A 26,316-nucleotide genomic window follows, 5' to 3' on the forward strand; every position below is an offset into this window, starting at 1 on the left:
TTCAGATATTCAATAGGACGACGCTCATCCGGTGTGGGGTGTGGGGTGTGGGGAGTGGGGATTAGGGAGTAGGGAGTAGGCAGTAGGGAGTAGGGAGTAGGGAGAAGAAAGTTAAATGGACGTTATAAGTATGATCAACCCGATCGGATTTATAGCAATAGGGAGCATGTCACCGTTGTAATTATGTACATTTATCCCCCCTAACCCCCCTTAAAAAAGGGGGGAATTAGATTCAAAACGCCCCTTAAAATAATTAAATTCAAAAGTCCCCCTTATTAAGGGGGATTTAGGGGGATCTCAATCATGGTCTACTCCCGACTCCCGACTCCCGATTCCCGATTCCCTGCTCCCTGCTCCCTGCTCCCTGCTCCCTAAAACCAAAGAATTTGTACCTCACCCAATTGAAAACTGCTGTACTAAAAAAATGCTAAATACATCTACAGAAATGATTTCCTTTCCAGCATTAACCGAAACCCTAACGCTGGAATTAGAACTACAACAACAAGCCCTGGATATAGCCAACCAGATGGCAGATAAACCAGGAACATTAGCTATCTATCTCCAAGAGTTAGCCTTACTAGTCTTTGAAGATTGGCTGGAAAAACGAGAGCCAAGTTTACGGCTAGAACGGGCAGCTAATGGGTTAGGAGAATCTGGATTATATCAAGCTATTTTCCAAGCTATTAATGCTGTGTGTAATCTACAGGTAGGAGAGTTTAAGATTTGCCTTATTCCTACCTTTGGGTTTAGTGACCCATTCGTAAGTCTGCCTCAATCTCTTGTTACTATTCCCCAATTAAATGCTCATTTTTATGTAGTCATGGCTATTGATGATGACTTAGGTATTGCTGGGATTAAAGGGGTAAATCGATACGACCAGTTAGTCAGAGATATTAGTAATCTAGTTGTTGGCTCTGATCATAATTACGAGCTCCCTTTATCTAGGTTTACTATGAGTGGAGACGACTTACTACTGGATTTACAATGTCTCTCTCCTGAGGACATTCCTTTACCAGAAATACCACAGCCTGAGCCTAATTATGTTAGAGACGTAATCGAAATCCTGAATCAACGGGCGATTGATGTGGGACAATGGTTATATAATCAAATTGATGACCTAGCTCAAGAATTATCTTGGCAGTTATTACCAGCACCTTCCCCAGCATTGCGGTTTAGTCGTATCCCAGCCCAAGAATTAGCTGAGATTATAACTATTATTGATATCGAAATTCCTGCTGCCGCTGTCCGTAGTTATCGAGATTTTCAACTAGCTGGAATTCCACTGCGCCTTTATGCTGTAACTTGGCAATTACCCAAGTCTGAACCAGAAGGGGATTGGAGTATATTGCTAATCCTGGGAGCTAGCCCAGGTAATACTCCACCTTGGGGGATAAAATTGCGTATTACTGATTATACCATGGTCTTGGATCAACAGGAATTGAGCACTAATCACGACTATTTATTTACTCAGTTTGTGGGGGCTAATCATGAAAAGTTTCTAGCTACAATTACCACTGCTGACGAAACAGCACAAACGTCGATGTTGTTTGAATTTAAAGGGAGTAGGGAGTAGGGAATCGGGAATCGGGAATCGGGAATCGGGAATCGGGAATCGGGAATCGGGAATCGGGAATCGGGATTTCATGTAGGGTGGGCAGTGCATCAGTTAGATTGATGTTTTTCTAAAGGGCATTGTTAGGCACTGCCCACCAGCAGTCGGGAGTCGGGAGTTGCGTAGGGTGCGTTAGGGACGGGCTCGCCCTGATTTTCCACCTCTGAGCGCCTGGTTGAAACAGCCCGTCCCGTAACGCACCACCGGCTCTGACCGCTGACCGCTGACCGCTGACCGCTGACCGCTGACTACTATAAGTTCATGTAGGGTGGGCAGTGCATCAGTTAGATTAATTTGTTTGCAAAGGGGGTTGCTAGGCACTGCCCACCTACGATTAATCACTTGTTTACTAGTTCATGTCGGTGGGCAGTGCATCAGTTAGATTAATTTGTTTGCAAAGGGCGTTGCTAGGCACTGCCCACCCTACGATTATAAGCCAATTAACAACTACTCTAAGTCAGATGAAAAGTAAAATTTTCCACCTTAAAGTCATCAAAATCAAGTCAGGGTGTAACTTTGAGTTATCTTGGGAAAATGGTAAGACTATTGCTGCCATAGTAGATTATCCTCAAGACCTTGATCAAGGTTACCAAGACTGGAAACAGGCTTACATTAATTGTTACAAAAATTTGCGAGGTAAAGTCCCAAAAAGTGGTAGACTTACCGTTATGAAAGATCCGGCTGGCCTGTTGCGGGAAGCAGAAGCTAGGTTTTTATCAATATTTCATAGTTGGTTACGGGATGGAGAGTTATATGAGATTCGTGAGGAAATTGCTAAGGCAGCTACGGATTCGTCTATTAATCGTCGGTATTGGGTTGATATTATCCTCACCTGTAACTGTCCTGAATTAACTCGCTTACCTTGGGAAGCTTGGGAAATTAGTACTACGACTAGGACTAATCTATCCAGATTCGGAACTATCCGGATTGCTCGGGTTTCTAAGAATATCCATGCTGGAATTAGTCATAATAAAATTATTCCTGGTATCCGTCGCCGAGCCAGAGTGTTGGCTATCTTAGGTGATGAAAAAGGATTAGACTTTAAAGAAGACCGCAAGGCGTTAGCTCACCTGTCTAAGCTGGCTGACATAAAATTTATTGGTTGGCAACCAGGAAAAGACTCTACTAGTCTTAAGCAGGAAATCGTTAAGGAAATTGCTAATCCTAGGGGTTGGGATATTTTATTCTTTGCTGGACATAGTAATGAAACTGCCTTTACTGGTGGGGAATTACATATTGCTCCTGATGCTTCTTTAGGGCTTAAGGAGATTCAACAATCCCTCCAACAAGGGATAGCTAATGGACTTAAGTTTGCTATTTTTAATTCTTGTGATGGTATCTCGATTGCGGAATTCCTAATTGCTTTAGGGTTACCTCAAGTGGCGGTAATGGCAGAACCTATTCACAATCAGGTTGCTCAAGTTTTTATTGTCCAGTTTCTTAACAGTTTGGCTGAGTATAAGGATGTTCATGAAGCCCTAAGGGATGCTTGTGCTTATCTCAAAGACCAACAAAATCTTACTTATCCTTCTGCTTACTTAATCCCTACCTTATTTCGCCATCCCCAATCAGTACTGTTTCGCTTGGAACCATTTGGTTTAGGGCACAGTCTCAGAAATTGGTTGCCCACTAAAAAAGAAGCCCTTTGGTTATCAGCATGGTTAACCGTTACTTTAATCCCGGATTGTCAGGATTTACTGTTAGAATCTCGTCTGTTGTTACAAGCTGGTTACCGTCAGGTTACTCAGCAGGTGCAGTGGCAAGCTAATCCTTCTCCAGTTAAGTCTCCAGTTCGGTTAGTTCAAATTGATAACAAGTCTCTTAAACAGGACAACGTTAAATTGGTTGATGGCAGGTATATGGATTATGGTTACTTAGCAAGTATATTAGATAAGTTAGTTACCAGTAATGCTCGGATAATTGGGTTTGATTATATCTTAGATCAAGACAAACAACAGCCAGATAATAGTAAGCGGTTACGGCAATCAGTCACTGAAGCGATTAACAATAATACCTGGTTAGTTTGGGCAGCAATTGAAGCTGATCATCCTGCTGATTATTATGGGGTGAGTGATCAAATTGCTAACCTCAATCAAACCATGGAGGGAGATATTACAACCTATGATTGGTATGTGGAGTTACCTAGCAATAAGTGTGATAAAACTTGTCCGTTTAGCTATTTACTAGTCCTTTCCTATTGTTTAGGTAATCAAGATTCCAGCACTACTCAATTAGCGATGGGATTACCTGAGCGTAAAGACAGTAATCACAACTTTAGGACTTCAGTGATTGATTGGGTTAATGATACCGATACACAAGCTGATACACAAACTAATACACAACTGGCTTGGTTGGGGAGGGTCAAACGTCCTGCGATCGCATATTTCTTACAATGGTTTCAACCGATTATTGACTATTCCCTGCCTCCAGAGCAAGTTTATCAAAGAATTTCTGCTTGTGAGTTATTAGGCTCCTGTTCGAGCCCCCTAAATCCCCCTCTGTCAAAAAGCAAAGCATCCGCTAATTCCCCCCAAAATTGGGGGGTTAGGGGGGCAAAACTAACTAAGCGTCCTATAACCTTTAACCAGACCATTGTAATTGTTGCTTCAGGAGGATATAAAGAAGCAGGAATTGATCAAGAAGGGCAAGATAATAATCTGCTTCCCCTTCCGGTAGCCTTCTGGCGTGGTTCACAGGGTTGGCAGGATTGGTTCGATGGCAAACCATCATTTACTGGTGGTGAAGACCATAGTTACATCGCCCACCATCTTTTTTACCAGCATCTGGTGATACCAATTCCTAATGCCTTGATGATTTTGCTAACCGCTGTTTTAGGTAAGGGATTTAGGTTAATTAAACAGGATTATCCGAAACAAGGGAGCAGGGAGCAGGGAGCAGGGAGCAGGAAGCAGCGATGCAGCGCGGTCTTGGGGGTTTCCCCCATGAGCGACTGCATCAAGAAGGGAACAAAAATTATCACAATTGATTTAAGAAGCTTTTTGATCAATATAGATAACGCTTGGTTAATCTATTGGTTAGTTTATTGCTTGGTTTCACTACAAGTTTATATCTCCTTGAAGGTGCTGCTACCTACTTTTATGCCTTTAGTAGTGTTTATTACTTATACTGCTACGGGCAGGAAATAGGGAATAGGGAATCGGGAATCGGGAATCGGGAACATTATAGCAATTATTATACTCATGATTACAAAGCTTATTCTGTTAAGGCAAAAGGCAATAGAAAAGAATGGTTTACTGGAATCAAGTTTCCCCCCTGATTAAGGGAATGTTTGAATCGAATCAGCTCCCCCCCTGATTAAGGGAATGTTTGAATCGAATCAGCTCCCCCCCTGATTAAGGGAATGTTTGAATCGAATCAAGTTCCCCCCTTATTAAGGGGGGTTAGGGGGGATCCCTAGTCAAATATAGCAATTATCATAACTGCGATAAATGCTTTATTTAATCATTAACTTATCAGTCAGGAAGCATATTATGGCTAAAATAATTCAGAACAAATCCACACTATTACTAACAATGGTCGTGCTAGTCTGTTCTTCTGCACTGCCTATTAATGCAATAGTAAAAAGACCTCAGTCTGATCAGCAGTTATCCCAGTCTCAAGGCCAGCTAATTACGTTAAAATGGGGTGATATCTGGGAGAGATTGCGACGTAAAAAAGGTAAAGGGGGCTCAAGAGGGAGGTCAAGATCTGAGCATCCTATTGAGCAAAATCTTTGCATGCTCACCCCTGGTCAGCTATCAGATCGTGACGGAAATTCTAATCATAAAGGAAGCTTAGAAATTTGGAGTGAGCAACCCCTATTCCTATGGCAAGGAGAAATTAAAGGTATTGAGGTGCGTGAAATGCGTACTAATCAACAATTGTGGGAGCAACCTTTAGAGCCTACTACTACTAGTATCGTTTATCAAGGGAAGCCCTTACAACCAGGTAAAGCTTACTTTTGGCGGAATACAATTCCTTTAGACGAACTTCCTACTAAGATAAGTTTTCGTCTCATGAATGACCAAAAGCGTAATCAAGTCACCGCTGACTTAACTGCATTAGAAAGTAAGCTGAAGGCTAAAGACGCAACTGCTGATCAGATTGCTCTGAAACGAATTAACTATTTCATCAACAAACAACTGTGGTCAGATGCATTACGGGAAATTTATCGGATGCCTAATCCTCCAGCTGAGGTAACTGATGTTATTGATAAGATTAACAATAATGATTTTTGTCGGGAATAGGGAATAGGGAGTCGGGATTCGGGAGTCGGGAGTCGGGAGTCGGGAGTCGGGAGTCGGGAGTTTGGTCTTGGGGTAAACCTCCAAGACCTTGCTGCATTCCTTTGTCTATCAATCAAACTTTTCTCCTAATAACTTACGTTTTAAATCTTTAGATGAAATTCCTTTATCGTTACCTGATATATAATTATTCCAAGCTTCTTGACTTTGAACAATTTCTGTGATTGGAATGGTTTCTTAATCTCCTTCTACTTCTATCCCTTGATTAACTAAGACTTTAATCGCACTCTTTCGGAATTTAATGGTCATTTTTAATCCAATCTGTTAGATCAGTCACTTCTTCGGTCTCATAGTCTTCAGGTAACCCAAAGGTGGCGTCAAGCTCTTGTTTTGATCACTAACGTAAGGCATTAACATATGACATAGTAAGAGTCTTTATTCTCTCAAAACTTCTCGGATGCTTTCTTTAATCAGTGTTTTTAAGTCTTGAGTTTCCATCGCTTTTTAATTAAACGTTATTTTTGTAAATTATAGCATTTTTTAGACTAAGGAGTAGGGATTAGGGAGTAGGGTAGATAGTTTTACAGTTTGTTTTTTAAATTAATAATCTCCAATTTACAGCGTTTTTTATAACTATAATGAACACAAAATTTTTCCCCGATTCCCGATTCCCGATTATCGATTTCATTTTTAGATAAGTATAAACAGTAATAATCGTAGGGTGGGCATTGCTGATCAAAATCATGATTGAACGCCGAGCAATTACATGGGCAATGCCCACCAATCCACAATAATCCTAAGGTGGGCATTGGTTCAGAAACCGGCCATGGGTACCGAACGTTGGTGGGCATTGCTCAGATCAATTTGGGCAGGATTTGGGTAAGTAAACCGGCAATGCCCACCCTACAGAATGCTCGGGACCACGGGAACGCATTTACTTATAAACATCTCCACGAGAACCAATTGCAGTGATAATATAAACTTGCTTTTCTCGATCTTTCCTAAATAATATCCGATACTTACCCACACGCAAACGAAATTCAGGACGACCTTTTAAGGATTTAATATCTAGCGTCGAAGGATTAGAAATTAAGGTATCTAACGCATTAATAATCCGAATTTGATCATGGTTTGGCATTCGCATTAAATAGCGTTCAGCTTGTTTTAATAGAATATAGTCAATCAAAATTATCTCCGAATAACTTACGCTTTAAATCTTTAGATGAAATTCCTTTATCGTTACCGGAGCGATAATTTTCCCAAGCTTCTTGACTTTGAACAATTTCTGTAATTGGAATGGTTTCCTCATCTCCTTCTACTTCTATAGCTTGATTAACTAAGACTTTTAATTCATCTAGTAATCGTAGTTGGTCAGAGAGACTAAGAGAATGAATTTGATTAAGTACCTGATTGTAATTTGTCATAGTCATAACTTGTAGTGCTACGCGCAAGAGTTATTAAAATTTAAGATAACATAAAAAAAACAATTTTTGGTTTTTTGGAGATGTCTATTTTCTATTAAAACTTCGTATGTCTCTGGCAAATCTTTCTAAGTTATGCCCTATGCTATATCCCTGAGAACGTCGCCAAGCAATATAAAATCTTAACCTGTCCCAATAATAAGGTATAAAAGGATTCCAAATATCAAATGCCATCTTATTGTGAATTGCTCCAAATCGGTAAGCAATAGAAATCTGATTGCAGAAACTCAGGAAAACTTTTACTTTAGTGTGCAATTCAGTATCTTCTTGTAGCTGAAGTAGGCGAGCGTTATCATCATCTGAAGAGTCTAACCAAGCATCCACATTAACCCTTATTTCGATTATTGAGGGATCACTCAAGTGCTGCATATAAGACATGGTTCTACTGAGCTTGAATTGTCTTAAAGAAACTAGGAAGCCTATTGCAGCCAAAAAAGCTCCGATAATTGATCCAAAATCTACAAGAGTATCAAGCTTCATAATCAAACTAATAGTTAAGCTTATCTTAGTGAAACCTAACTTATATAACGGTTGGTATTTAAATAAATTATACTATAAAATTCCGCAATATTAATATTTTTAACAAAAAGTAATATTTACATAAAATTGATTACTGGGAATAAAACAGCGCTACCAAAAGTAAAAAAAAATAGCCGTAGAAATACTATCCACGGCTATTTTAATGATCTATGTCAATGAGTTTCCAAACCGAACCTGATCTAATCCGATGTAATTGGCCAAAGGCCAAGCTATAGTAACAGACCCGAGCCTTTGCCGGGGGGGAAAACCCCCCAGAAATTTAGCGATACAGCGCGGTCTTGGGGGTTTCCCCCATGAGCGACTGCATCAAGACAAAGTGTTATGGCAACAGCCAATACTTCATCATTTTAGTAATCACTTCCCCTGGAACCTCAGTCGGCTCAAGAGGAGACCATTCGGCAATCTCTGCATAGCCCAATTTATAAAGCATTTGGATACTATAGATTACTGCTTCACGAGAGCCTTTCAGAGTGTGCTCAACAGGTTGTTTCTTGAAGTTTGGCTTAAATTGTTTTGACATAGATCAAAATTTGAACTCGTTAGGGTTACAATGATTATTGTAATGATTATAATTTTATTTGTCAAGGGTTTTTAAAAGTTTTGTTTGGAAAGTTTTAGGGGGAATAAAAAAAAGCGTAGCATTATTTAAAAATCCTAGGGTGGGCATTGCTGATCAAGATCATGATTGAACGGCGATCAATGAAATGGGCAATGCCCACCAATCCACAATAATCGTAGGGTAGTAATTGCTGATCAAGATCATGATTGAACGGCGATAAATGAAATAGGCAATGGCCACCAATCCACAATAATCCTAGGGTGGGCATTGGTTCAGAAACCGGCCATGGGTACCGAACGTTGGTGGGCATTGCTGAGATTAATTTGGGCAGGATTTGGGTAAGTAAACCGGCCATGCCCACCCTACAGAATCCTTTGGTGGGCATTGCTCAGATCAATTTGGCCAGGATTTGGGTAAGTAAACCGGCCATGCCCACCCTACAGAATCCTTTGGTGGGCTAGACCATGGGTACCGCAGGTTGGTGGGCATTGCTCAGATGAATTTGGCCAGGATTTGGGTAAGTAAACCGGCAATGCCCACCCTACAGAATGCTTTGGTGGGCTAGACCATGGGTACCGCAGGTTGGTGGGCATTGCTGAGATCAATTTGGCCAGGATTTGGGTAAGTAAACCGGCCATGCCCACCCTACAGAATGCTTTGGTAACCATTGCTGAGATCAATTTGGCCAGGATTTGGGTAAGTAAACCGGCAATGCCCACCCTACAGAATGCTTTGGTGGGCATTGCTCAGATGAATTTGGGCAGGATTTGGGTAAGTAAACCGGCAATGCCCACCCTACAGAATGCCTACGCTCCCGATTCCCGATTCCCGATTCCCGATTCCCGATTCCCGATTCCATGGTTACCATAAGTACCCGCAAGGGTACTGTCAACCCTAGTGCGGCCTTGCGATTATGTACATGGAAAGAACATTCAAGTGAGTTCTTGTTAGTAGTTAACTGTAAGGAGAATGGTTATGTCAGAAACTGAAAGAGTTTCCAATCAAACCAACCAAGCAAACAATCAAACCAACAAAGCAAAGGAAATAGAACTCGACGATCAGCAGCTCCATGAAATCACTTCCAGCGAAACTCAATCCCAGTCAATAGATTACGAAGACGAATTTGAGGGAATCATGGGTCGCGGTGAAATCGAAGCAGTACCCGGATTCAATAAATCCCGAGCTCTTAATGAGGGTTTGGATTTCGAGAAAACAATTGACGTCACAGAGGAGTTGAAAAATCTTCCAGATGCTGGTGCTGAAGAATTCCCAAGCCCGGAGTCAGTAATTGGTAGTGACGACCGCATCCGCATTTCCCCAGCTAGTACTATTCCCTGGCGATGGATTTGCCAGTTAATCGTTACCAAAGCTAATGGGAAGCGGTACAAGTGTTCTGGCTGGTTGATTGGACCACGGACAGTAATCACTTCTGGACACTGCGTCTATAGCCATATTACTGGTGGTTGGGCCAAGAAAATTGAGGTCTTTCCTGGTATGGATGAAAAGGAAGCTCCCTTCGGCTCCCAAGTTAGCACCTCCTTCCGCAGTGTAAAAGGCTGGACACAACAACAAGATGATGACTTCGATTACGGAGCAATTATTCTACCGGATGACACCCTAGGTAACCGAGTCGGCTGGTTCGGATTTATGAATCTATCCGACGAGTTACTGACAAATCTACAGGTAAATAACTCTGGCTACGCTGGTGACAAACCATTTGGCACACAATGGTTCAATGCTGGCCGAATTACCAGAATCACTAGTGACAAGCTCTTCTATATGCTCGATACCTATGGCGGTCAAAGCGGTAGCCCAATCTGGCGCTTGCAAGATGGTCAACACCATGTAGTGGGAATTCACGGCCATGCTGGCTTTGAGAACAGTGCTGTCCGCATCACTAAGTCTGTGTTTGATAACATCTCCGCTTGGAAAAATCCCTAATATAGCGCTACGGGCAAGTCAGAAGTCACAAATCAGAAGTCAGAAGTCAGAAGTCAGAAGTCAGAAGTCAGAAGTCAGAAGTCAGAAGTCAGAAGTCACAAATCAGAAGTCAGAAGTCAGCTATGACTAAGTTTCGGAGTTTAGGAGCGATGCAGCAAGGGAACAGGGGAGCCAGTGCCGCCAAAGGGGGTTCCCACGGGGCTTACAGCGATGCAGCGCGGTCTTGGGGGTTTCCCCCATGAGCGACTGCATCAAGACAGGTGCGGACGCAGGTTCCGCACACAGACCCATGCGCCATGAGCAACTGGCGTGGTTTCCCCCACTCGCGCTTTGCATCGCTGACAATGTCAAACATCTGAATGCGTAGTGCTATATCAGCTTTTAGTTATCAGCTATCAGCTATCAGTCAACAGCTGACCGCTGACCGATGCTTCACAGGCTGGAAGCCTGTTCCACAAAGCTGACCGCTGACCGCTGATACCTGAATGCTTACAGGTCAAGTGACATACTCCCACACGCTCATCGTTCGCGTAGCGTGGCCTTTGGCCAAGATTACAGTGTGGGCTTCTTACCAACTCCAGCCATCACTTCGGATACTCGGTAAGCTTTATTAACGACACGGGATGCCCCTCCGCACCGGAACAATACAATAAGTTCTATTTTTTAGCCACGTAAGTGGATGACAAACCAGCATTTAAGGCCTTTGGCCACGCTTCGCGAACGGCTTTGTTTATCAGGACATATATTATAGCAATTCTATACATACCCTGTGCAAAATTCATCCCACACCTATGCTACGCATAGGTGTGGGATGAATTTTGCCGGACAGCTAACAAAGGACAAAACCGTCAGATGACTACTAAACTACAAATTCCTTTTAAATCTTTTGCTTTGAGCAGTCTTATCGGATTAAGCCTGCTGTTTTCTGCTTGTAGCGCTCCGCAACCAGACGTTTCACCGGAAAACAATCAGGGTAATAATCCCGATAATAATCCAATAGTTACCTCAACTGATGAACAAATGATTATCGAAGGTAAAATTGTCGCAGTTATGGAAAGTTTCCCTCTACAGTTGAAGGTAGAAACTCAGTCTGGTTCCTATAGTGTACAACTTCTTTCCGATACCAAAATCACTCGTCAAGGAGAAACTGTTGACCCAGGAGAATTAAGTCCTGAGCAAAAGGTTCGGATTAAAGGTCAGAGTTCTGCTTCCAGTAAGTCTGCTATGACTGCTCAAACTATTGAAATCCTTTAGTAAGCTATCAGCATTCAGCGGTCAGCTTTGTGGAACAGGCTTCCAGCCTGTGAAGCATCGGTCAGCCATCAGCCGTCAGCTATCAGCCGTCAGCTATCAGCCGTCAGCCGTTAAGTCACAGGCTATAAGCCTGTGCCACAAAGCACCTCAAGTAGCGTGCGCATAAGCTGAATGCTGAATGCTGAATGCTGAATGCTGAATGCTGATAACTGATAGCTGAATGCTGAATGCTGACCGCTGATAGCTTAGAGGATATCTGAAAAGTTTTTTTATACTGAATTTTGCCCCCCTAGCCCCCCAACTTTGGGGGGAACAAGAGTCAATTTGCTTCTAAAAGTCCCCCAAAATTGGGGGATTTAGGGGGCTTTGATCTAGCAAATGAGACTTCTCAGACAACCTCTTAGAAATTACCTTTGTTTATCTAACAACGGAGCTGCCTCTAGCAAGGTTCTAGTGTAAGGATGCTCAGGATTAGTAAACAGGTCATGAGTTGGTTTCTTTTCAACAATCTGACCTTTATTCATCACGGCGATTTGATCACAGAAAAACCGTGCTACCCAGAGGTCATGAGTAATAAACAAATAGGTAAGATTAAAGGCTTCTTTCAACTCCAACATTAATTCTAATACTTGAGTTTGGACACTAGCATCCAGCATACTCACTGGTTCATCACAGATCACCAAACTAGGATGAGTAATCAATGCCCGAGCAATAGCAACCCGTTGTTGTTGTCCTCCAGAAAGGTCAGCGGGATAGCGATGATAGTAATCTTCTACAGGCGTTAATCCTACCCGTTCTAGCATTTCATTGACTTGGTTTTTAGCTGCTGTTGAATTAGCCGCTAATTTATGAATAAATAAGGGATCGGCAATACTTTCTCCCACAGTCATTAAAGGATTAAGACAAGCATGGGGGTCCTGAAATACCATTTGGATTTGACGACGAATCTCTTGTAGGGAATGTCGATTGAGTGTAGCTAAATTTGTGCCTTGAAACTCAACGGTTCCAGCGGTAGGACGAACTAATTGTAAGATAGTGCGAGATAAAGTACTTTTGCCACAACCGGATTCTCCTACTAGTCCCAAAATTTCCCCAGGATATAAATCAAAGCTGACGTTATCCACAGCTTTGATAACGTTTTGTTCTTGAGATACCAGTTGCTGAATAAAATTGCTTTCTAAGGTATAATATTGCTTGAGATTAGTAACCCTTAGTAACGGGCTAGGAATCTTAGAGCTGGAATTCCCCTCAGGGTCATTAGTGTCAGAGTCATTAGTGTCAGTGTGGTCTTTAACTGCCTGCAGATGTAGAGCTGCTTCTAAAAGCGATCGCGTATAGTCATGGTTAGGTTGCCACAGAATCTGTGCCACTGGCCCAGTTTCCACCATTTTGCCACCATACATGACCGCAATGCGATCGCAATATTCGCCGATCATGGCCAAATCGTGAGAAATCAGTAACAGTGCCATGTCCCGTTCTCGACATAACCTAGTTAATTCTTCTAATATCTGTGCCTCTACCGTAACATCCAAGCTGGTGGTGGGTTCATCTGCTACAATTAACTTGGGATTGAGCAACAACGCTAATGCGATCGCAACCCGTTGTCGCATCCCGCCACTAAATTCATGGGGATATTGAGAGAAGCGATTAGCGGCAATTTTCACCGCATCTAGAGTTTCTAATACTTTTGCTTTACTTTCACGTCGTGATAGCTGGGGTTGGTGAGCTCTGAGGGTTTCTAGGCAGTGTTCCCCTATACTCATCAAAGGGTCAAGGCGAGTCATCGGGTCTTGAAACACTAGCGCTACTGCTTCTCCCCGAAACTGGCGCAGCTGTGCAGGGGTTAAGTCAAAGACAGACTTTCCAGCAAACCTTACCTGTCCTGTCACTCGCGACCGTTGCGGTAACAACTGCATGATAGCTCGTCCCAGAGTAGACTTACCGCAGCCTGACTCACCGACTAATCCCAGTCGCTCCCCTGAATCTAGCAAGAAGGAAACATCATCTACTGCCCAAGCCGGTTTTGCAAGGGATTGGGTACTAGGATAGGCCACCTGCAAGTTTTCGACACAAAGTAGCGGTTCACTCATCGATTTAATTTTCCTCCCCTAAGAATATAAAAACTTTGATGCCATAACCATTAAATTTTGATTAAAATTTGTAAAGCTAGAGTAATTCCTATCTAAGTCAACTGCTCTGATCGAGTTAATCAGGCCAGCAGTAGGATTGAGCAAAGTTATCCTATAAACATCTTTTTGACATCTTTTTGTCAGGGCATCACCATGGAACCTGTAAATACCCAAGTGTCTAATCACTATCAACCAGAGTCACATTCCCAAAGCCAAGAAGAAACCAAAGGCAAATCCTCTGCATGGCTACTGACAGTCCTCTTTTTGGTAGGAGGTCTAGCTTTGTTGCAAATCTCGACAGTACCAGAAACCCCTGTAGCCCAGACGAAAACCAAACAGACACCGCCGCGACCGGTAGAAACTATTCCCCTGACCTTAGGTAAAGGAATTAAACGGATCCAGTTACTGGGTGAAGTAGAGGCAAGTGAAAAAATCACGATTAAATCTCAGATCGATGGTGTGATACAACAAGTCAAAGTCCGAGAAGGCGATCGCGTTACACCAGGAATGACCATTGCTATTCTTGATGGTGCTGACCAACAGTTAGCCCTCGCCCAAGCTAAGGCAAGGCTTGCTCAGGAAAAAAGTAATCTGGCTCGATTACAAGTGGGAACCCGTCCAGAAATTCTTGCCCAACGGCAAGCAGAACTGGATACTGCTCAAGCTCGGGAACAAGAAGCAAAGGACAACCTTGATGGTATGATAGCCGTCCAACCCAATTTAATTGCCCAACGGCAAGCAGAACTAGATGCGGCTCAAGCTCGGGAACAAGAAGCAAAGGATAACCTAAAACGCATTGAAGCCCTAACTCTGGAAGGAGCTCTGTCTGAACGAGCAAAAGTGGAAGCCGAAAAAGCAGCTGATGCAGCCACCAGTGATCGCTTACGGGCTGAAGCTGCCCTAAGTGCAGAACAAACTAAAACCCAGCAAGAGATTGCTGAAGCCAGAAGTACCCTTGATGCCACCACCAGTCAGCGGTTGCGCATTGCAGCTTTGTTAGCTGAAGCCCAAGTCGGACCAACCCAGGAAGAAATTGATGCCCAGAAAGGGGTAGTAGCAGCAGCTCAGGCAGCGGTTGACCAAGCTCAACTAGCATCAGAACGAGCCACGATTAAAGCCCCTACAACCGGGGTTGTGCAATCCCGCCAGGTTGGCACTGGCAACTATGTTGAAGGTGGCGATGCCATCATTACCTTGGTCAATAATGCTCAATTCGATATCTTTCTAGAAGTACCAGAAAAGTTTACTAATCAGGTCAAACCAGGGATGTATGTGGAATTAACTGCACCGCGAAGTTTACCTAACTGGCAGCAACGAGCAGAGATTACCAGCGTTATGCCTACAGCCAATGCCAACTCACGGCGACAACTAGTAAGGGTAAATCTCAACAATCCCCCAAAAGACTTATTAGCTGGAATGGGAATTCAAGCTACCTTAGATTTACCCATTGATGTAGATCCCAGTTTTGTTATCCCCCGTGATGCCATCATTAAACGAAAAAACCAATCCCTAATCTATACCATTTCCCAAGACAAAGCACAAGAGTTTACCGTAGAAATCTTAGTGGATATGGGGGAAAAACTCCTGATCACTAATCAACAATTACAAGCCAATCAACCCCTAGTTGTGTCAGGGGGTGAAGGGTTAAAAGATGGTTCACCAGTTAACATTACTAATCCTTAATTCCTAATTATCGGACCTCTTGCAAACCTCAAAAAATTGTAGCACAGTGCGGAATTCAAAATTCAAAATTCAAAATTCAAAAATATTACATATTTACTGATTAAAGGTTTAATATATAAGAGTTTTGCTCTTTTTGAAAAGTATATTGATTTCCGCACTGCTGTATTAGTCTCTAGAATCCTTCCCGATTCGCGCATTCCCAATTCTAAATTCCCGATTCCCGATTCCCGATTCCCGATTCCCGATTCCCGATTCCCGCATTCGCGCATTCGCGCATTCTTTAGTTCCTAAGTTGCCAACTTCGGCCAAATTTGATGAAACTTATCGAAACAGCTGTCCGCTGGCGACACGGAACATTTGTTCTGTTCTGTCTGTTAGCCCTATGTGGCATCTTAGCCCTATTCCAGCTTCCCCTAGAACTTCGACCAGGAGGTGATACCCCAGAAATTACCATTAGCACCTCCTACGCTGGAGCAGGACCGACGGAAGTAGAAGACCTGATTACTAGACCGATCGAAGAAGCCCTCGAAGAAGTCACAGGGGTTAAAGAAATTACCAGTAGCTCTCGCCCTGGACGCAGTCGCATTTCTCTCGAATTCAATTGGGGAACAGATATTGATGCTCGCTTAGTAGATGTCTTGAGCAAATTACAGCGAGTCTCCTCTCTACCCCCAGAAGCGGGAGACCCCTCTGCGGAAGTGGTCAGCGGTGTTAGCCGTCCCATGATGTGGATTGTCCTAATGCCCAAAGAAGGCTATGATTCTGACCCAGACCATTACCGTGACTTGATTCAAGATGTCATCGTACCCAAGTTACGGCAAGTGGAAGGAGTTGGTCAGATTATTACTCCTGGGGGACGGGAACGGGAAGTGGAGGTGATTGTAGATCCGAAAGCCTTAGCTGACCGCAATCTAACCCTGTCTAATGTCGTGAATACTTTGCGCAATAATAACCGCAATATTCGCGGTGGACCGATGGTAGTGGGAAGACGGGAATACCGAGTCCGCACCGTCAGTCGCTCTGAGGATGTGAAGGAGTTGGAAGGGTTTGTGTTGCGCCGAGACCAATCAGGAACTGTCTATTTGGGAGATGTAGCTGAGGTCAAAATTGGTCGCAAGCTTCAAAGTACAGTTTTTGTATCAAATGACCAACCAACCGCTGGCATTGGTATCGAAAGACGAATTGGTGGCAATGTCCCAGAGATATCTAAGGGGGTCAGAGCAGTACTCAAGGAACTGGAAGCCCAACTGGAACAGCAAGGGGAAGGTGTCCAGTTCTTAATTAACTACGACGAGAATGTCTATATTAACCAATCTATTGCCTTAGTGCAGCAAAATTTGATCATAGGTGCAATACTAGCATCCCTAGTGTTGCTGTTGTTTCTGGGGTCATTGCGCACCGTAGCAGTAATTGCCCTGACTATTCCGACTACTATTATTACCGTCTTTATTGTCTTAGCCTTGCTAGGTCGGTCTCTGAATGTGATCAGTCTGGCAGGATTAGCATTTGCGGTCGGAATGGTCGTAGATAATGCCATTGTGGTGCTAGAAAATATCTTCACCCACATGCAACGGGGAAAAAATCCGATCCGAGCTGCTATTGACGGTACTCAAGAAGTGTGGTCAGCTATGCTAGCCTCTACTCTGACTACCGTAGCAGTATTTGCTCCCATTGTTTTAGTGACAGGGGAGGCAGGACAGCTATTCTTTGATATTGGTATTGCTCTATCGACATCGGTATTGTTTTCCCTGTTTGCAGCTCTGACCCTAGTGCCTATGCTATCGGGACTGTTTCTTAATCAAGCGGAGGCGCAACAGATTTTGCAGGGGATGGGGGATGTCGGCAGCCAAGGTTTAGACCCAAAAAGCTTACGCCCAGAAGCCTTACGCCCAAAGCAGCGAAATAGAGGAGCCAAAATCCAAAATGTCCTGGTGGTAGCTGTAGCCAAAACTTCAGCAGTATTTCGAGTATGGCAAGGCAAGCTAGAGGGATTGTTATTAAAAACGGTGCGTTGGTCTGTTGGTGGCAAACGGATCGGAAGGCGTTTGGCTGTGTTGTTGATTCCTGTAGTATTGCTCTTTGTCAGTATTCGGTTACTCCCCCCCATGGATTACCTACCAGAAGGGAACCGTAATTTAATTATGTGGTTAACGGAACCCTTTCCAGGCACCAGTATTCCAGAATTCCTACGGCTATCCAAACCGGCCAGAAAGTTCTTGGCACAGCAGCCAGAAATTGACCGAACCTTGGTAATAGCAAGCTCGCGACGGAAAACGATTTTAGTCTATCTCAAGCCAGACTTAGCTACTGGTAGGAATCTCGATGACATGATGAATCGGATGGGAAAGGTAAAGTCCAATTTCCCTGGTTATCGCTTTGTGGTTGCTAGGCGCGCTACCATTTTTCGGAATCCAGGCAAATCTTATACCGTCCGTGTAGTAGGACAAGACCTGGATCAATTAAACCAGTGGGGTCAGGATATTACTAAGCAATTGCGCCAACTGGACGGTGTGCGCAATGCTCGTTCGAGTTTTGTTACTGGTGCGCCAGAATTACAAGTAATTCCCAATCGGGTGCGACTGGCAGAAGTGGGCTTGTCAGAAGCTGAATTAGGGAGAGTTGTTGAAGCTGCTCTCGGTGGGATTAGAGCCTCAGAATTTGTGGATGGTAAACGGGAGCTGGATGTGACGGTTGAATTACAACATACCGTTGTCGGAACCCCAGAGCAGTTGCGTCAGTTAGTGATCTATACTCCCAATGGTCAGCAAGTACAACTAGCTGATGTCGCTGAAGTAGTAGATACCACCGGACCCGATCGGATTAACCGAGTGGATTTACAGCGTTCTATTACCCTAACGGTTAGTGTCGAGCGCTCAGCTCCCTTAGGAAAACTAGTTCAACAGACAGAGCAGCAAATTCTCAAACCCTTCCGGAAAAATCTACCTGCTGGCTATCGTGTCGAGTTAGCTGGTTCGGCAGATTTGCTATCAGAAACCTTAGTTCAGTTGGGGTCAATATTTATTCTGTCTTTAGTGATTACCTATCTGCTGCTAGTAGCACTCTACCGTTCTTTTCTCTATCCCATCGTAATTATGGCAACCGTACCAATAGGATTAACCGGAGCTTTGTTGAGTTTGGTGATAGTAAACAGAATTCCTGGTGTTGTGGTACCGCTGGATATGATTACCGGGTTGGGATTTGTGATTCTGACTGGAGTTGTGGTGAATAATGCCATCCTTTTGGTAGACCGAGCCTTGCAATTACAGCGAGAAGGAATAGATTACGATACATCGTTGTATAGAGCAGTATGCGATCGCTTACGACCGATATTCATGTCTGCTGGCACTACAGTACTGGGAATGTTACCGCTAGCAGCAATACCAGGAAAAGGAGCTGAATTATATCAAGGATTAGGGATTACCTTGACTGGCGGATTAGCTTTGTCTACATTACTGACACCTACAGTAGTTCCAGCATTGATGGGATTATTAGGAGACTTTAGGGGTCAAAAGCTGAAACCTTCTGAGGTGAATAATAAAGAAGAATCCCGTCAAATGGTTAGAGTGGATTAATATGGAAGAATTTTAAGAGTTTTGTGGAATAGGCATCTTGCCTGTGGCTGATCTGGTGGAATAGGCATCTTGCCTGTGGCTGATCTAGTGGAATAGGCATCTTGCCTGTGGCTGATCTAGTGGAATAGGCATCTTGCCTGTTCAGGGAGCTTTTCGGGCGGGCAAGATGCCCGCTCTACGAATATTCAAAAGAAGATTCAGCAACGCCCATCTACCCATATCCCTATCTCCCCATCTATACTTTTAGGAACAATGTTAAAGCCCTGCCAGACTTGGGGGGCTAGGGAGAAAAAATCAACTTAACTGCGTAAGTTCTGTTGGAGCGAGAGTATTCAGTTGTATTGTTGACAGGTAGAGAGCTATAGATGAATGCTGGAAATACCCCTGGTTATCTCCTCAAGCAGATAGAGTCAGCACTGTGTCGTGCTTTTCCTAGTAAAACTCAATTAGAAATGATGCTACGTCATCAATTCAGTCAAAATCTGGAAGAGATTGCTCGTGGTGAAAATTTGACTGAAATTGTTTACAAAGTAGTAGACTATTTCAATACTAGCAATAGTTTAGAAAAATTAATTAAGAAAGCACTTAACGAAAATCCCAATAATGCTAGCTTAAAGGCAATCAAGGAAAAATTTGAAATTACGACTAGTTTAGTCAACCTATTGCTTCCTTTAAAAAAACAAATAATCAAGCCAATGCAACAGGCTTATAGAGCTTGTTGTTACGATAAATTAGGAAATTATCGGGAATATGAAATCCCTGATAATTTAAATGATATTCTAGAAAATTTGGATAATATCCCTCAACAAAATGATAATGAAAAACATATTATAGAATTTGTTGCTCGTTTATTAATAACTGGAAATCTTCCCAAAGCAATTGCTGAACAACTCAAGCAATGGTTAGAAAAAAACGATTCTGCTGCTCAATGGGAACGTCTAATAAAAAAACTGAAATTTCAACAAGATGATTTGTTATTAGATGAAGACGGAACAGTACTTTTATCGGAAGATGAATTACTGCCGCCTAGACATTCTTTTGATTCTAACTGGCTAAATGAACTTGAAGCTCCTGAGGGGACAGTTAAGCTTCGCTCTAAATTCTACCTGCAGCGATAAAACGAAGCTAAATGGTTAGATAAAGTCTTAGGATGGGGAGAAACTATCCGTGTCAAAGGTGCTCATCAGATGGGCAAAAGCTCCTTGCTAGCTCGTATGCACCAACGGGCTAAGCAAAATAGTCAAGCTGCACTCTATCTTGATTTTCAGCGTCTTGACCAAACGTTTTTATCCACTCTCGACTCCCTGTTACGATATATAGCCGCTCGCATGACCAAGCACTGGCGAACTTCCCGTTCACCAGACTCCTATTGGTCTAGTTCCTTGGGAGCAAAAGATAAATTATCTGATTTTGTGCTTAAAGAAGTTCTTGAAAACGCTAACTTACCTATTCTACTGATCTTTGATGATGTTGATCGAGTTTTCAAGTATGACTACAGAGATGACTTTTTTAGTCTAATTCGAGCTTGGCATAATGAGCGTCCCTTCGAAGAACAATGGGAAAAACTCAACCTAGTTCTAGCATATTCCACAGAAGCATTTTTATTTATTCAAGATTTAAACCAATCACCGTTCAACGTCGGTATATCTATTGAACTAGGAGATTTGAGTCGTTCTCAAGTTGAGGAAATGAATCGTAAACATAATAGCATAGCACGGTCAGGTGAACTTAACTCCCTGATCAATTTACTAGGAGGACATCCATACTTGTTAAGAATGGCTTTTTATACAATGGCTACAGGAAGCATCAGCGTACCAGAATTTTGTAGAGTAGCAGGTGATGATGATGGTCCATTTGCAGAACACCTATCTCGATATCTTAGGCAACTTGAAGCATCGCCAGATTTGCGACATGCCATGCAAGACGTTCTCAGAAAACACAAATGCCAGGATAACGAAATTTTTTATCGGTTACGGAAATCAGGATTAATTCTGGGACACAGTCCTGATGCCGTACAGGCAAGATGTCAGCTTTATGCACAATATTTTGAAACGAGACTATGAGTAATGGATTATCATCACAACCCGATCCAGAGTACGCCAGATCCAGATTACTATGTAGTGGGCGGAACGTTAAAAGTTTCAGACCGTAGTTACGTACCCCGTGCTACTGACCAGCAACTTCTAGACAATCTGATCAACGGAGAGTACTGCTATGTACTAACCACTCGTCAGATGGGCAAATCTAGTTTGATGGTACGCACCGCAGTAAAATTAAAGGAATTTAATATACGTAGTGCCATTATTGATTTAACCAGCATCGGCACTTCTGTTGGATTGGAAGCTTGGTATCTAGGGCAAATTCGACGTATTGTAAGACAACTGCGTCTACACTTCGACTATCTGAGTTGGTGGAGAGAAAATGCCAGCTTTAGTGAAGTAGATAGATATTCAATGTTTATCTCAGAAATATTATTATAGAAAGTTTCTTCCTCGGTTGTATTATTCATTGATGAAATAGATTCTACCCTCTCACTATCCTACACCGATGACTTCTTTGCTGCTATACGTTCCCTCTATAACGAACGTGCGATTAACTCGGAGTTAGAGCGGCTAACTTTTGTCCTTTTGGGTGTAGCCTCTCCATCGGATTTAGTAAAAGCTGTTGAACGGACTCCTTTCAATATTGGAAGGCGTATTGAGTTAAACGATTTCACTTTGGAGGAAGCTCAACCTCTTGCTGCTGGACTGGCACCAGGATCTGACCAAGCATTCAAGCTACTACAGCAAATAATTAATTGGACAGGAGGACATCCCTATCTTACCCAGAAAACTTGTCAAGTTGTGGCACAGTGGGCTAAGGAAAGTTGGGATACTACTCAAGTAGATAAGATTGTGGAAAAGCTTGTACGAGAAACTTTCTTGACAAAGCGTGGTAAGTACAATGATGACAATTTGCATTTTGTAAGAGAACGTCTTTTAAGAGAATCAGAATCAGCAGAATTACTTAATCTTTATTCTCTAATCATGCAAGACATAATTATAAGTAATAAAGACCGAAATTTAACTCACGCAAGACTAAAATTGATCGGTATAGTAAAAGCTAATGATTCAGGCATACTTGAGATACGAAATCGAATATATTCTGAAGTTTTTAATCTGACTTGGCTCAATAACAACGGAGTCACAGTAGGTGATAATAATACGTACATTCAAGGTGACCAGCAAGCTGGCTACATTCAAGGTGACCACCATTATTATGGCAATATTAATATTTTAAATTATGTAACCAAGTCATCCATAACTCGAACAGAGTACCGCATTCGTCAGGCATTGCTTGCCAACGTCAAAAACTTTTGGATTAAAGGTGTTTTAGAAAAATATTTATATCACCAAGTGCTTATTGAACAGGGACTAGAACAACGGCCTGATGCAGTTACTAAGCCTTTGAGCGAGATTATAGAGATTGGGGAACCCTCACCTCAACCACTCCCAGAAGGGACTAAGGTAATTGACATTTTTGACCAAATTGGTCTAGGTCGGACGCTGCTCATATTAGGTGAACCAGGCTCAGGTAAAACCACAACGTTACTAGAACTAACCCGTGACTTAATTACCCGTGCTGAGCAAGATGTTGATTACCCAATTCCTGTAGTATTGAATCTCTCATCTTGGGGATATAAGAGGCAAAGTATTGCTGATTGGCTCATCGAAGAACTACGCACTATATATAAGGTTCCTAAGACAATTGCACAAGCTTTAGTCACGAAACAGCAACTGCTCCTGCTCTTAGATGGTTTGGATGAAGTCAAGGCTCCATATCGAGAGGCGTGTGTTACTGCTTTTAACACTTTCTCCAAGCAGTATAATGCAGCAGAAATTGTCGTTTGCAGCCGCATCAAAGACTACCAAGCCCTTTCTAACCGTCTGAACTTTGCAAGTGCGGTTTATTTGAGGTTGCTCACCTTAGAACAAATCTTTCATTACCTGAATAATTTGAGGGCTAATGTTACAGGATTGAGGGTATTAATTGCAGAGGATACAGTACTGCAAGAGTTAGCTAAATCTCCTTTGATGCTCAATATTATGACTCTGGCTTACCAAGGAGTAGCTGTTGAAGACTTGCCTAGAACTGACTTAGTAGAAGAACGTCGCAAACAGCTATTCAGTGCCTACATTGAGAAGATGTTTAAGCGTCGGAAGACTAATCAGAGATACAGTAAAGCTCAAACAAAGTATTGGTTAGCTTGGCTGGCACAGCGGATGCTTGAGAATCAACAAACGATATTTTTAATTGAACGAATGCAGCCTACCTGGTTGCTAAATAGAACTCATAAGATAGTTTATTCAACTCTATTGAGGTTGCTGTGTGGGCTAATTTTTGGCTTAACTGGTGTGCTAATTTTTGGCTTAACTGGTGGGGTAGCTTTTGGCTTAACGGGTGGACTAGTTTTTATTTCATTTTTGGGGCTGGGAAGTAGGGAAGAAATAAAGCCTGTTGAAACTCTGGATTGGTCTCGAATAACACTAGAGAATGCACTCAATTTTAAGCAAATTATTAAAGGGATAAGTAGGCTGATTTTTGGACTGAGTGTTGGGCTAGCTTTTGGAGTGATTTTTTTGTTTACAGGTGGGCTAGTGTTTGATTTGATGAATAGGCTGATTTTTGGACTGATTTTTGGACCGGTTTTTGGACTGGTTTTTGGACTGGTTTTTGGGTTGATAGGTGGGCTGGTTGGTTCTAATGTAGAGTTAAAAGCAGCTCCTAATCAGGGGATATTTATATCAGCAATTAACGCGGGAACCTTGGGATTATTTAGTGGGTTGATATTTGGATTGATTGGTGGGCTTATTGGTAGGTTATCTGCTGGGCTGATAAGTGGATTGATTAGTACGTTGCTCATGAGTATGTTAAGTAATGCTGGTATTGCTTGCATTCAACATTTGGTCTTGCGTATAATTCTATTTTGTAGTGGACACATTCCGTGGAACTACGCTCATTTCTTAGACTACGCCACTGATCGTGTTTTTTTGCAAAAGGTTGGCGGTGGCTACATGTTTATACATCGGGTGCTACTAGAGCATTTTGCTACCTTGGAACCATGGGAACTAGAAAAACGGTGAGGCGTTTGCTACCATCTGAAATAGCAACCTGATAAAGTCATGACTCTAGCAATTGCCATTGAACCTGCACCTATAGAGACAGATGCCCATGGTGTTGTACGAGTTGCCAAAACTCGCGTCACCCTAGACACTGTTGTGACTGCTTTTCTTGAGGGATGCACGCCAGAGGAAATCGCAGAGCAATATCCATCCCTACAACTACCAGATATCTACTTGGTTATCGGTTACTACCTCAGACATCGAGATGAGGTTCATACCTATCTGGTAGAACGTCAACGTCAGAGAGATGCAATTCAGCAGGAGGCTGAACAACGTTTTAATCCAATGGGAATACGCGATCGCTTACTAGCTAGACGTAATCAATCCAGGTAATTCCAAATGGCTCGATTCCTGGCAGATGAAAATTTTAATAATCAAATTGTCCGAGGTCTTCTTCGCCAAAGTCCAGATATTGATATTGTGCGTGTTCAAGATGTGGACTTATCAGGAGCAGATGATCCAACTGTTTTAGCATGGGCTGCTCAAGAAGGACGAATGGTTTTAACTCATGATGTTGCTACGATGATAACTTTCGCATACGAACGTATCCAAGCAGGATTATCTATGCCTGGGTTGTTTGAGGTGAGTCGTCGTGTCCCAATCGGGCTAGCGATAGAGGAAATTATCTTGATTGCTGAGTGCAGCCTTGAGGGAGAGTGGGAAGGACAAGTAAGATTTCTACCTCTACGGTAAATACGAGTAGTTGCTGCTACTATTACCGTTAAATTACTCAAGTTTCCGAACGGAACGGAGGTGCTAAAATATCCAATTGTGCGGAGTGACGTGCAGCTTAGTTGGGTTTTTAGGCTAAACACTGGGTATTTTTGTTAACTAGAATAGAATAAACTCTTTTGTGCGGGAAGTAGAGATCGCCATGAAAGTAGCCACCACAGCTGTTGAAACCAATCCCATTGTGTTGAGGATGCCCCCGGCATGGGCTATGGATGATGATCAATTTTTTGAGTTTTGTCAGATTAATCGAGATTTACGAATTGAGCGCACATTAGACGGAAAAATAATTGTTATGCCCCCCACAGGAGGTGAAACATCTCAAAAAAATTCCAACATTAATTTTCAGCTACAGTTGTGGAATCGCCAAACAAAGCTAGGCAAGGTATTTGATTCTTCTGGTGGCTTTAAGCTGCCCAATGGTGCAGAACGTTCCCCTGATGCTTCTTGGGTCAAAAAAGACAGGTGGGAAGCCCTAACGCCTCAACAAAGGAAAAAGTTTATTCCTCTGTGCCCAGATTTTGTGATTGAGTTGCGCTCTCCCAGTGATAGGGTGAAGAGTCTTAAGGAAAAGATGGAAGAGTACAGGTCAAATGGCGCTCTGTTGGGGTGGTTGATTGAGCCAAATAGTCGTCAAGTATATATTTACCGTCCTGGGGTAGAAGTGGAGCAGTTGGACAATCCAGCTAGGGTGAAGGGGGATGAATCAGTGCTGCCTGGTTTTGTCATGGTCATGGAAGAAGTTTGGGAAGGGTGAACAACGCTTTAATGCCATTGGAATACGCGATCGCTGAAAGCGGGACGCGCGTCCATCGCCTAATAGCTAGGCGCAATCAATCCGGCGTTGCTGAATTAAGGAATGAATGCGGGATCATCTGGTTTTGGTCAAGCCCCCGTGGGTCCCCCAAATTTGGGGGACGCAAGAAAGTCTTGTTCCCCCCAAAATTGGGGGGCTAGGGGGGCTTGACCATACCCATAATCAGCAACGCAATCAATCCAGGTAATCCCAAATAGCTCAATTCCTGGCAAATGACAATTTTAATTTCAAAAGATTAGTTGCTTAATCGATAATGGGTAATGGGTAACTGACCTAACTATACTTGAAATGATTCCTCAAAAAAAATTGTGTAGGTTAAACATGTATCACTAGAGTCATCATGTTCTACCAACTCCTCACCTGGATCATAGCCCTAGCCCTAACCCTCTCCACTACCTTACTACCCATTGCTCCTGCCTCCGCTAACCCAGTCCAAACCGAGAACGTCGAGGTGCAATTAATCAGCGAAGTCATCAACATTCAACCTGGAACCCCCTTCTGGGTAGGACTGCACTTCAACATCAATCCCGGCTGGCACACCTATTGGCGAAACCCTGGTGACTCGGGTCTCGGAGCTACCCTTAAGTGGACCA

26 protein-coding genes and 2 pseudogenes are annotated in these 26,316 nt (G+C 42.9%); 18 read left to right on the forward strand and 10 right to left on the reverse strand.

Annotated features, from left to right (window positions below; translation table 11 throughout):
* Positions 1 to 424 precede the first annotated feature (424 nt).
* On the forward strand, positions 425 to 1,573 hold the full coding sequence (locus tag F6J99_RS19035) for a DUF1822 family protein (protein ID WP_293114297.1): 1,149 nt from the start codon (positions 425 to 427) through the stop codon (positions 1,571 to 1,573).
* On the opposite strand, the gene F6J99_RS19040 is transcribed toward F6J99_RS19035, so the two are convergent.
* Both F6J99_RS19040 and F6J99_RS19045 read right to left on the reverse strand, forming a co-directional pair.
* Positions 1,499 to 1,663: a hypothetical protein gene (locus F6J99_RS19040; RefSeq protein ID WP_293114299.1), complete on the reverse strand. Its 165-nt coding sequence runs from the start codon at positions 1,661 to 1,663 to the stop codon at positions 1,499 to 1,501. The genes F6J99_RS19035 and F6J99_RS19040 overlap by 75 nt on opposite strands.
* 81 nt (positions 1,664 to 1,744) lie before the next feature.
* On the reverse strand, positions 1,745 to 1,954 hold the full coding sequence (locus F6J99_RS19045; protein WP_293114301.1) for a hypothetical protein: 210 nt from the start codon (positions 1,952 to 1,954) through the stop codon (positions 1,745 to 1,747).
* A 119-nt stretch (positions 1,955 to 2,073) separates the two neighbouring features.
* Here F6J99_RS19045 and F6J99_RS19050 point away from each other — a divergent pair, with 119 nt between their 5' ends.
* Both F6J99_RS19050 and F6J99_RS19055 read left to right on the forward strand, forming a co-directional pair.
* Positions 2,074 to 4,758, forward strand: a complete 2,685-nt coding sequence (locus tag F6J99_RS19050; RefSeq protein WP_293114303.1) for a CHAT domain-containing protein — start codon at positions 2,074 to 2,076, stop codon at positions 4,756 to 4,758.
* 345 nt (positions 4,759 to 5,103) lie between these two features.
* Complete coding sequence (locus F6J99_RS19055) at positions 5,104 to 5,859, forward strand: hypothetical protein (RefSeq protein ID WP_293114305.1); 756 nt, start codon at positions 5,104 to 5,106, stop codon at positions 5,857 to 5,859.
* On the opposite strand, the gene F6J99_RS19060 is transcribed toward F6J99_RS19055, so the two are convergent.
* The 5 genes from F6J99_RS19060 to F6J99_RS19080 all read right to left on the reverse strand — a co-directional run bounded on the left by F6J99_RS19060 (position 5,831) and on the right by F6J99_RS19080 (position 8,397).
* Positions 5,831 to 5,956, reverse strand: coding sequence for a hypothetical protein (locus tag F6J99_RS19060; protein ID WP_293114307.1), 126 nt, complete (start codon positions 5,954 to 5,956; stop codon positions 5,831 to 5,833). The genes F6J99_RS19055 and F6J99_RS19060 overlap by 29 nt on opposite strands.
* Positions 5,957 to 6,790: 834 nt before the next feature.
* Complete coding sequence (locus tag F6J99_RS19065; RefSeq protein WP_293114309.1) at positions 6,791 to 7,042, reverse strand: type II toxin-antitoxin system RelE/ParE family toxin; 252 nt, start codon at positions 7,040 to 7,042, stop codon at positions 6,791 to 6,793.
* Complete coding sequence (locus tag F6J99_RS19070; RefSeq protein WP_293114311.1) at positions 7,035 to 7,307, reverse strand: hypothetical protein; 273 nt, start codon at positions 7,305 to 7,307, stop codon at positions 7,035 to 7,037. The genes F6J99_RS19065 and F6J99_RS19070 overlap by 8 nt, the downstream gene beginning before the upstream one ends.
* A 57-nt stretch (positions 7,308 to 7,364) precedes the next feature.
* The gene (locus tag F6J99_RS19075; protein WP_293114313.1) at positions 7,365 to 7,817 is read right to left on the reverse strand and encodes a hypothetical protein; all 453 of its coding nucleotides are present in this window, start codon (positions 7,815 to 7,817) and stop codon (positions 7,365 to 7,367) included.
* A gap of 379 nt (positions 7,818 to 8,196) precedes the next feature.
* Positions 8,197 to 8,397 carry a hypothetical protein gene (locus F6J99_RS19080; RefSeq protein WP_293114315.1) on the reverse strand — a complete coding sequence of 67 codons (201 nt, stop codon included), beginning with the start codon at positions 8,395 to 8,397 and terminating at the stop codon, positions 8,197 to 8,199.
* Positions 8,398 to 8,696: 299 nt separating this feature from the next.
* On the opposite strand from F6J99_RS19080, the gene F6J99_RS19085 reads away from it, so the two are divergent.
* The 3 genes from F6J99_RS19085 (at position 8,697) to F6J99_RS19095 (ending at position 10,377) form a co-directional block, all read left to right on the forward strand.
* Entirely contained in the window at positions 8,697 to 8,897 is a 201-nt protein-coding gene (locus tag F6J99_RS19085) for a hypothetical protein (protein WP_293114317.1), read from the forward strand.
* A gap of 124 nt (positions 8,898 to 9,021) precedes the next feature.
* Positions 9,022 to 9,306: a hypothetical protein gene (locus tag F6J99_RS19090; protein ID WP_293114319.1), complete on the forward strand. Its 285-nt coding sequence runs from the start codon at positions 9,022 to 9,024 to the stop codon at positions 9,304 to 9,306.
* Between the two features lie 105 nt (positions 9,307 to 9,411).
* Positions 9,412 to 10,377: a serine protease gene (locus F6J99_RS19095; RefSeq protein ID WP_293114321.1), complete on the forward strand. Its 966-nt coding sequence runs from the start codon at positions 9,412 to 9,414 to the stop codon at positions 10,375 to 10,377.
* Between the two features lie 395 nt (positions 10,378 to 10,772).
* On the opposite strand, the gene F6J99_RS19100 is transcribed toward F6J99_RS19095, so the two are convergent.
* Positions 10,773 to 10,952 carry a hypothetical protein gene (locus tag F6J99_RS19100; protein WP_293114323.1) on the reverse strand — a complete coding sequence of 60 codons (180 nt, stop codon included), beginning with the start codon at positions 10,950 to 10,952 and terminating at the stop codon, positions 10,773 to 10,775.
* Positions 10,953 to 11,229: 277 nt separating this feature from the next.
* Between F6J99_RS19100 and F6J99_RS19105 the strand changes: the two genes are divergently transcribed.
* Positions 11,230 to 11,631 carry a hypothetical protein gene (locus F6J99_RS19105; protein WP_293114325.1) on the forward strand — a complete coding sequence of 134 codons (402 nt, stop codon included), beginning with the start codon at positions 11,230 to 11,232 and terminating at the stop codon, positions 11,629 to 11,631.
* A 407-nt stretch (positions 11,632 to 12,038) separates the two neighbouring features.
* Here F6J99_RS19105 and F6J99_RS19110 read toward each other — a convergent pair whose 3' ends face one another.
* Complete coding sequence (locus tag F6J99_RS19110) at positions 12,039 to 13,721, reverse strand: ABC transporter ATP-binding protein (RefSeq protein ID WP_293114327.1); 1,683 nt, start codon at positions 13,719 to 13,721, stop codon at positions 12,039 to 12,041.
* Positions 13,722 to 13,913: 192 nt separating this feature from the next.
* Here F6J99_RS19110 and F6J99_RS19115 point away from each other — a divergent pair, with 192 nt between their 5' ends.
* Positions 13,914 to 15,443, forward strand: a complete 1,530-nt coding sequence (locus F6J99_RS19115; RefSeq protein WP_293114329.1) for an efflux RND transporter periplasmic adaptor subunit — start codon at positions 13,914 to 13,916, stop codon at positions 15,441 to 15,443.
* Between the two features lie 62 nt (positions 15,444 to 15,505).
* Here F6J99_RS19115 and F6J99_RS19120 read toward each other — a convergent pair whose 3' ends face one another.
* Entirely contained in the window at positions 15,506 to 15,712 is a 207-nt protein-coding gene (locus tag F6J99_RS19120) for a hypothetical protein (RefSeq protein WP_293114331.1), read from the reverse strand.
* Positions 15,713 to 15,757: 45 nt separating this feature from the next.
* On the opposite strand from F6J99_RS19120, the gene F6J99_RS19125 reads away from it, so the two are divergent.
* The 10 genes and pseudogenes from F6J99_RS19125 to F6J99_RS19170 all read left to right on the forward strand — a co-directional run.
* Positions 15,758 to 19,015: an efflux RND transporter permease subunit gene (locus F6J99_RS19125; RefSeq protein ID WP_293114333.1), complete on the forward strand. Its 3,258-nt coding sequence runs from the start codon at positions 15,758 to 15,760 to the stop codon at positions 19,013 to 19,015.
* Positions 19,016 to 19,380: 365 nt separating this feature from the next.
* Positions 19,381 to 20,133, forward strand: coding sequence for an effector-associated domain EAD1-containing protein (locus tag F6J99_RS19130; protein WP_293114335.1), 753 nt, complete (start codon positions 19,381 to 19,383; stop codon positions 20,131 to 20,133).
* Between the two features lie 18 nt (positions 20,134 to 20,151).
* Positions 20,152 to 21,078, forward strand: a pseudogene (locus F6J99_RS19135) (AAA-like domain-containing protein); the annotation flags it as partial.
* Positions 21,079 to 21,081: 3 nt separating this feature from the next.
* Positions 21,082 to 21,495: a hypothetical protein gene (locus tag F6J99_RS19140; protein WP_293114337.1), complete on the forward strand. Its 414-nt coding sequence runs from the start codon at positions 21,082 to 21,084 to the stop codon at positions 21,493 to 21,495.
* Between the two features lie 15 nt (positions 21,496 to 21,510).
* Positions 21,511 to 22,158, forward strand: a pseudogene (locus F6J99_RS19145) (AAA-like domain-containing protein); the annotation flags it as partial.
* A 252-nt stretch (positions 22,159 to 22,410) separates the two neighbouring features.
* Positions 22,411 to 24,138: an NACHT domain-containing protein gene (locus F6J99_RS19150; RefSeq protein ID WP_293114345.1), complete on the forward strand. Its 1,728-nt coding sequence runs from the start codon at positions 22,411 to 22,413 to the stop codon at positions 24,136 to 24,138.
* Positions 24,139 to 24,177: 39 nt separating this feature from the next.
* On the forward strand, positions 24,178 to 24,510 hold the full coding sequence (locus F6J99_RS19155; protein ID WP_293114339.1) for a DUF433 domain-containing protein: 333 nt from the start codon (positions 24,178 to 24,180) through the stop codon (positions 24,508 to 24,510).
* Positions 24,511 to 24,516: 6 nt separating this feature from the next.
* A complete protein-coding gene (locus F6J99_RS19160; protein ID WP_075902996.1) occupies positions 24,517 to 24,870 on the forward strand; it encodes a DUF5615 family PIN-like protein in 354 nt (117 codons plus the stop codon).
* A gap of 181 nt (positions 24,871 to 25,051) precedes the next feature.
* Positions 25,052 to 25,663: a Uma2 family endonuclease gene (locus F6J99_RS19165; protein WP_293114341.1), complete on the forward strand. Its 612-nt coding sequence runs from the start codon at positions 25,052 to 25,054 to the stop codon at positions 25,661 to 25,663.
* Between the two features lie 400 nt (positions 25,664 to 26,063).
* A partial coding sequence (locus tag F6J99_RS19170) for a protein-disulfide reductase DsbD domain-containing protein (RefSeq protein WP_293114343.1) occupies positions 26,064 to 26,316 on the forward strand: 253 nt, incomplete at its 3' end.

The organism is Moorena sp. SIO4G3 (genome assembly GCF_010692305.1).
Classification (GTDB): domain Bacteria; phylum Cyanobacteriota; class Cyanobacteriia; order Cyanobacteriales; family Coleofasciculaceae; genus Moorena; species Moorena producens_A.

Excerpts from the sequence above, each read along its gene's own strand:
- F6J99_RS19035 (WP_293114297.1), top strand. The coding sequence starts at position 425 with ATGCTAAATACATCTACAGAAATGATTTCCTTTCCAGCATTAACCGAA.
- F6J99_RS19040 (WP_293114299.1), bottom strand. The coding sequence starts at position 1,663 with ATGCACTGCCCACCCTACATGAAATCCCGATTCCCGATTCCCGATTCC.
- F6J99_RS19050 (WP_293114303.1), top strand. The coding sequence starts at position 2,074 with ATGAAAAGTAAAATTTTCCACCTTAAAGTCATCAAAATCAAGTCAGGG.
- F6J99_RS19055 (WP_293114305.1), top strand. The coding sequence starts at position 5,104 with ATGGCTAAAATAATTCAGAACAAATCCACACTATTACTAACAATGGTC.
- F6J99_RS19060 (WP_293114307.1), bottom strand. The coding sequence starts at position 5,956 with ATGCAGCAAGGTCTTGGAGGTTTACCCCAAGACCAAACTCCCGACTCC.
- F6J99_RS19075 (WP_293114313.1), bottom strand. The coding sequence starts at position 7,817 with ATGAAGCTTGATACTCTTGTAGATTTTGGATCAATTATCGGAGCTTTT.
- F6J99_RS19080 (WP_293114315.1), bottom strand. The coding sequence starts at position 8,397 with ATGTCAAAACAATTTAAGCCAAACTTCAAGAAACAACCTGTTGAGCAC.
- F6J99_RS19095 (WP_293114321.1), top strand. The coding sequence starts at position 9,412 with ATGTCAGAAACTGAAAGAGTTTCCAATCAAACCAACCAAGCAAACAAT.
- F6J99_RS19105 (WP_293114325.1), top strand. The coding sequence starts at position 11,230 with ATGACTACTAAACTACAAATTCCTTTTAAATCTTTTGCTTTGAGCAGT.
- F6J99_RS19110 (WP_293114327.1), bottom strand. The coding sequence starts at position 13,721 with ATGAGTGAACCGCTACTTTGTGTCGAAAACTTGCAGGTGGCCTATCCT.
- F6J99_RS19115 (WP_293114329.1), top strand. The coding sequence starts at position 13,914 with ATGGAACCTGTAAATACCCAAGTGTCTAATCACTATCAACCAGAGTCA.
- F6J99_RS19120 (WP_293114331.1), bottom strand. The coding sequence starts at position 15,712 with ATGCGCGAATGCGGGAATCGGGAATCGGGAATCGGGAATCGGGAATCG.
- F6J99_RS19125 (WP_293114333.1), top strand. The coding sequence starts at position 15,758 with ATGAAACTTATCGAAACAGCTGTCCGCTGGCGACACGGAACATTTGTT.
- F6J99_RS19130 (WP_293114335.1), top strand. The coding sequence starts at position 19,381 with ATGAATGCTGGAAATACCCCTGGTTATCTCCTCAAGCAGATAGAGTCA.
- F6J99_RS19140 (WP_293114337.1), top strand. The coding sequence starts at position 21,082 with ATGGATTATCATCACAACCCGATCCAGAGTACGCCAGATCCAGATTAC.
- F6J99_RS19155 (WP_293114339.1), top strand. The coding sequence starts at position 24,178 with ATGACTCTAGCAATTGCCATTGAACCTGCACCTATAGAGACAGATGCC.
- F6J99_RS19160 (WP_075902996.1), top strand. The coding sequence starts at position 24,517 with ATGGCTCGATTCCTGGCAGATGAAAATTTTAATAATCAAATTGTCCGA.
- F6J99_RS19165 (WP_293114341.1), top strand. The coding sequence starts at position 25,052 with ATGAAAGTAGCCACCACAGCTGTTGAAACCAATCCCATTGTGTTGAGG.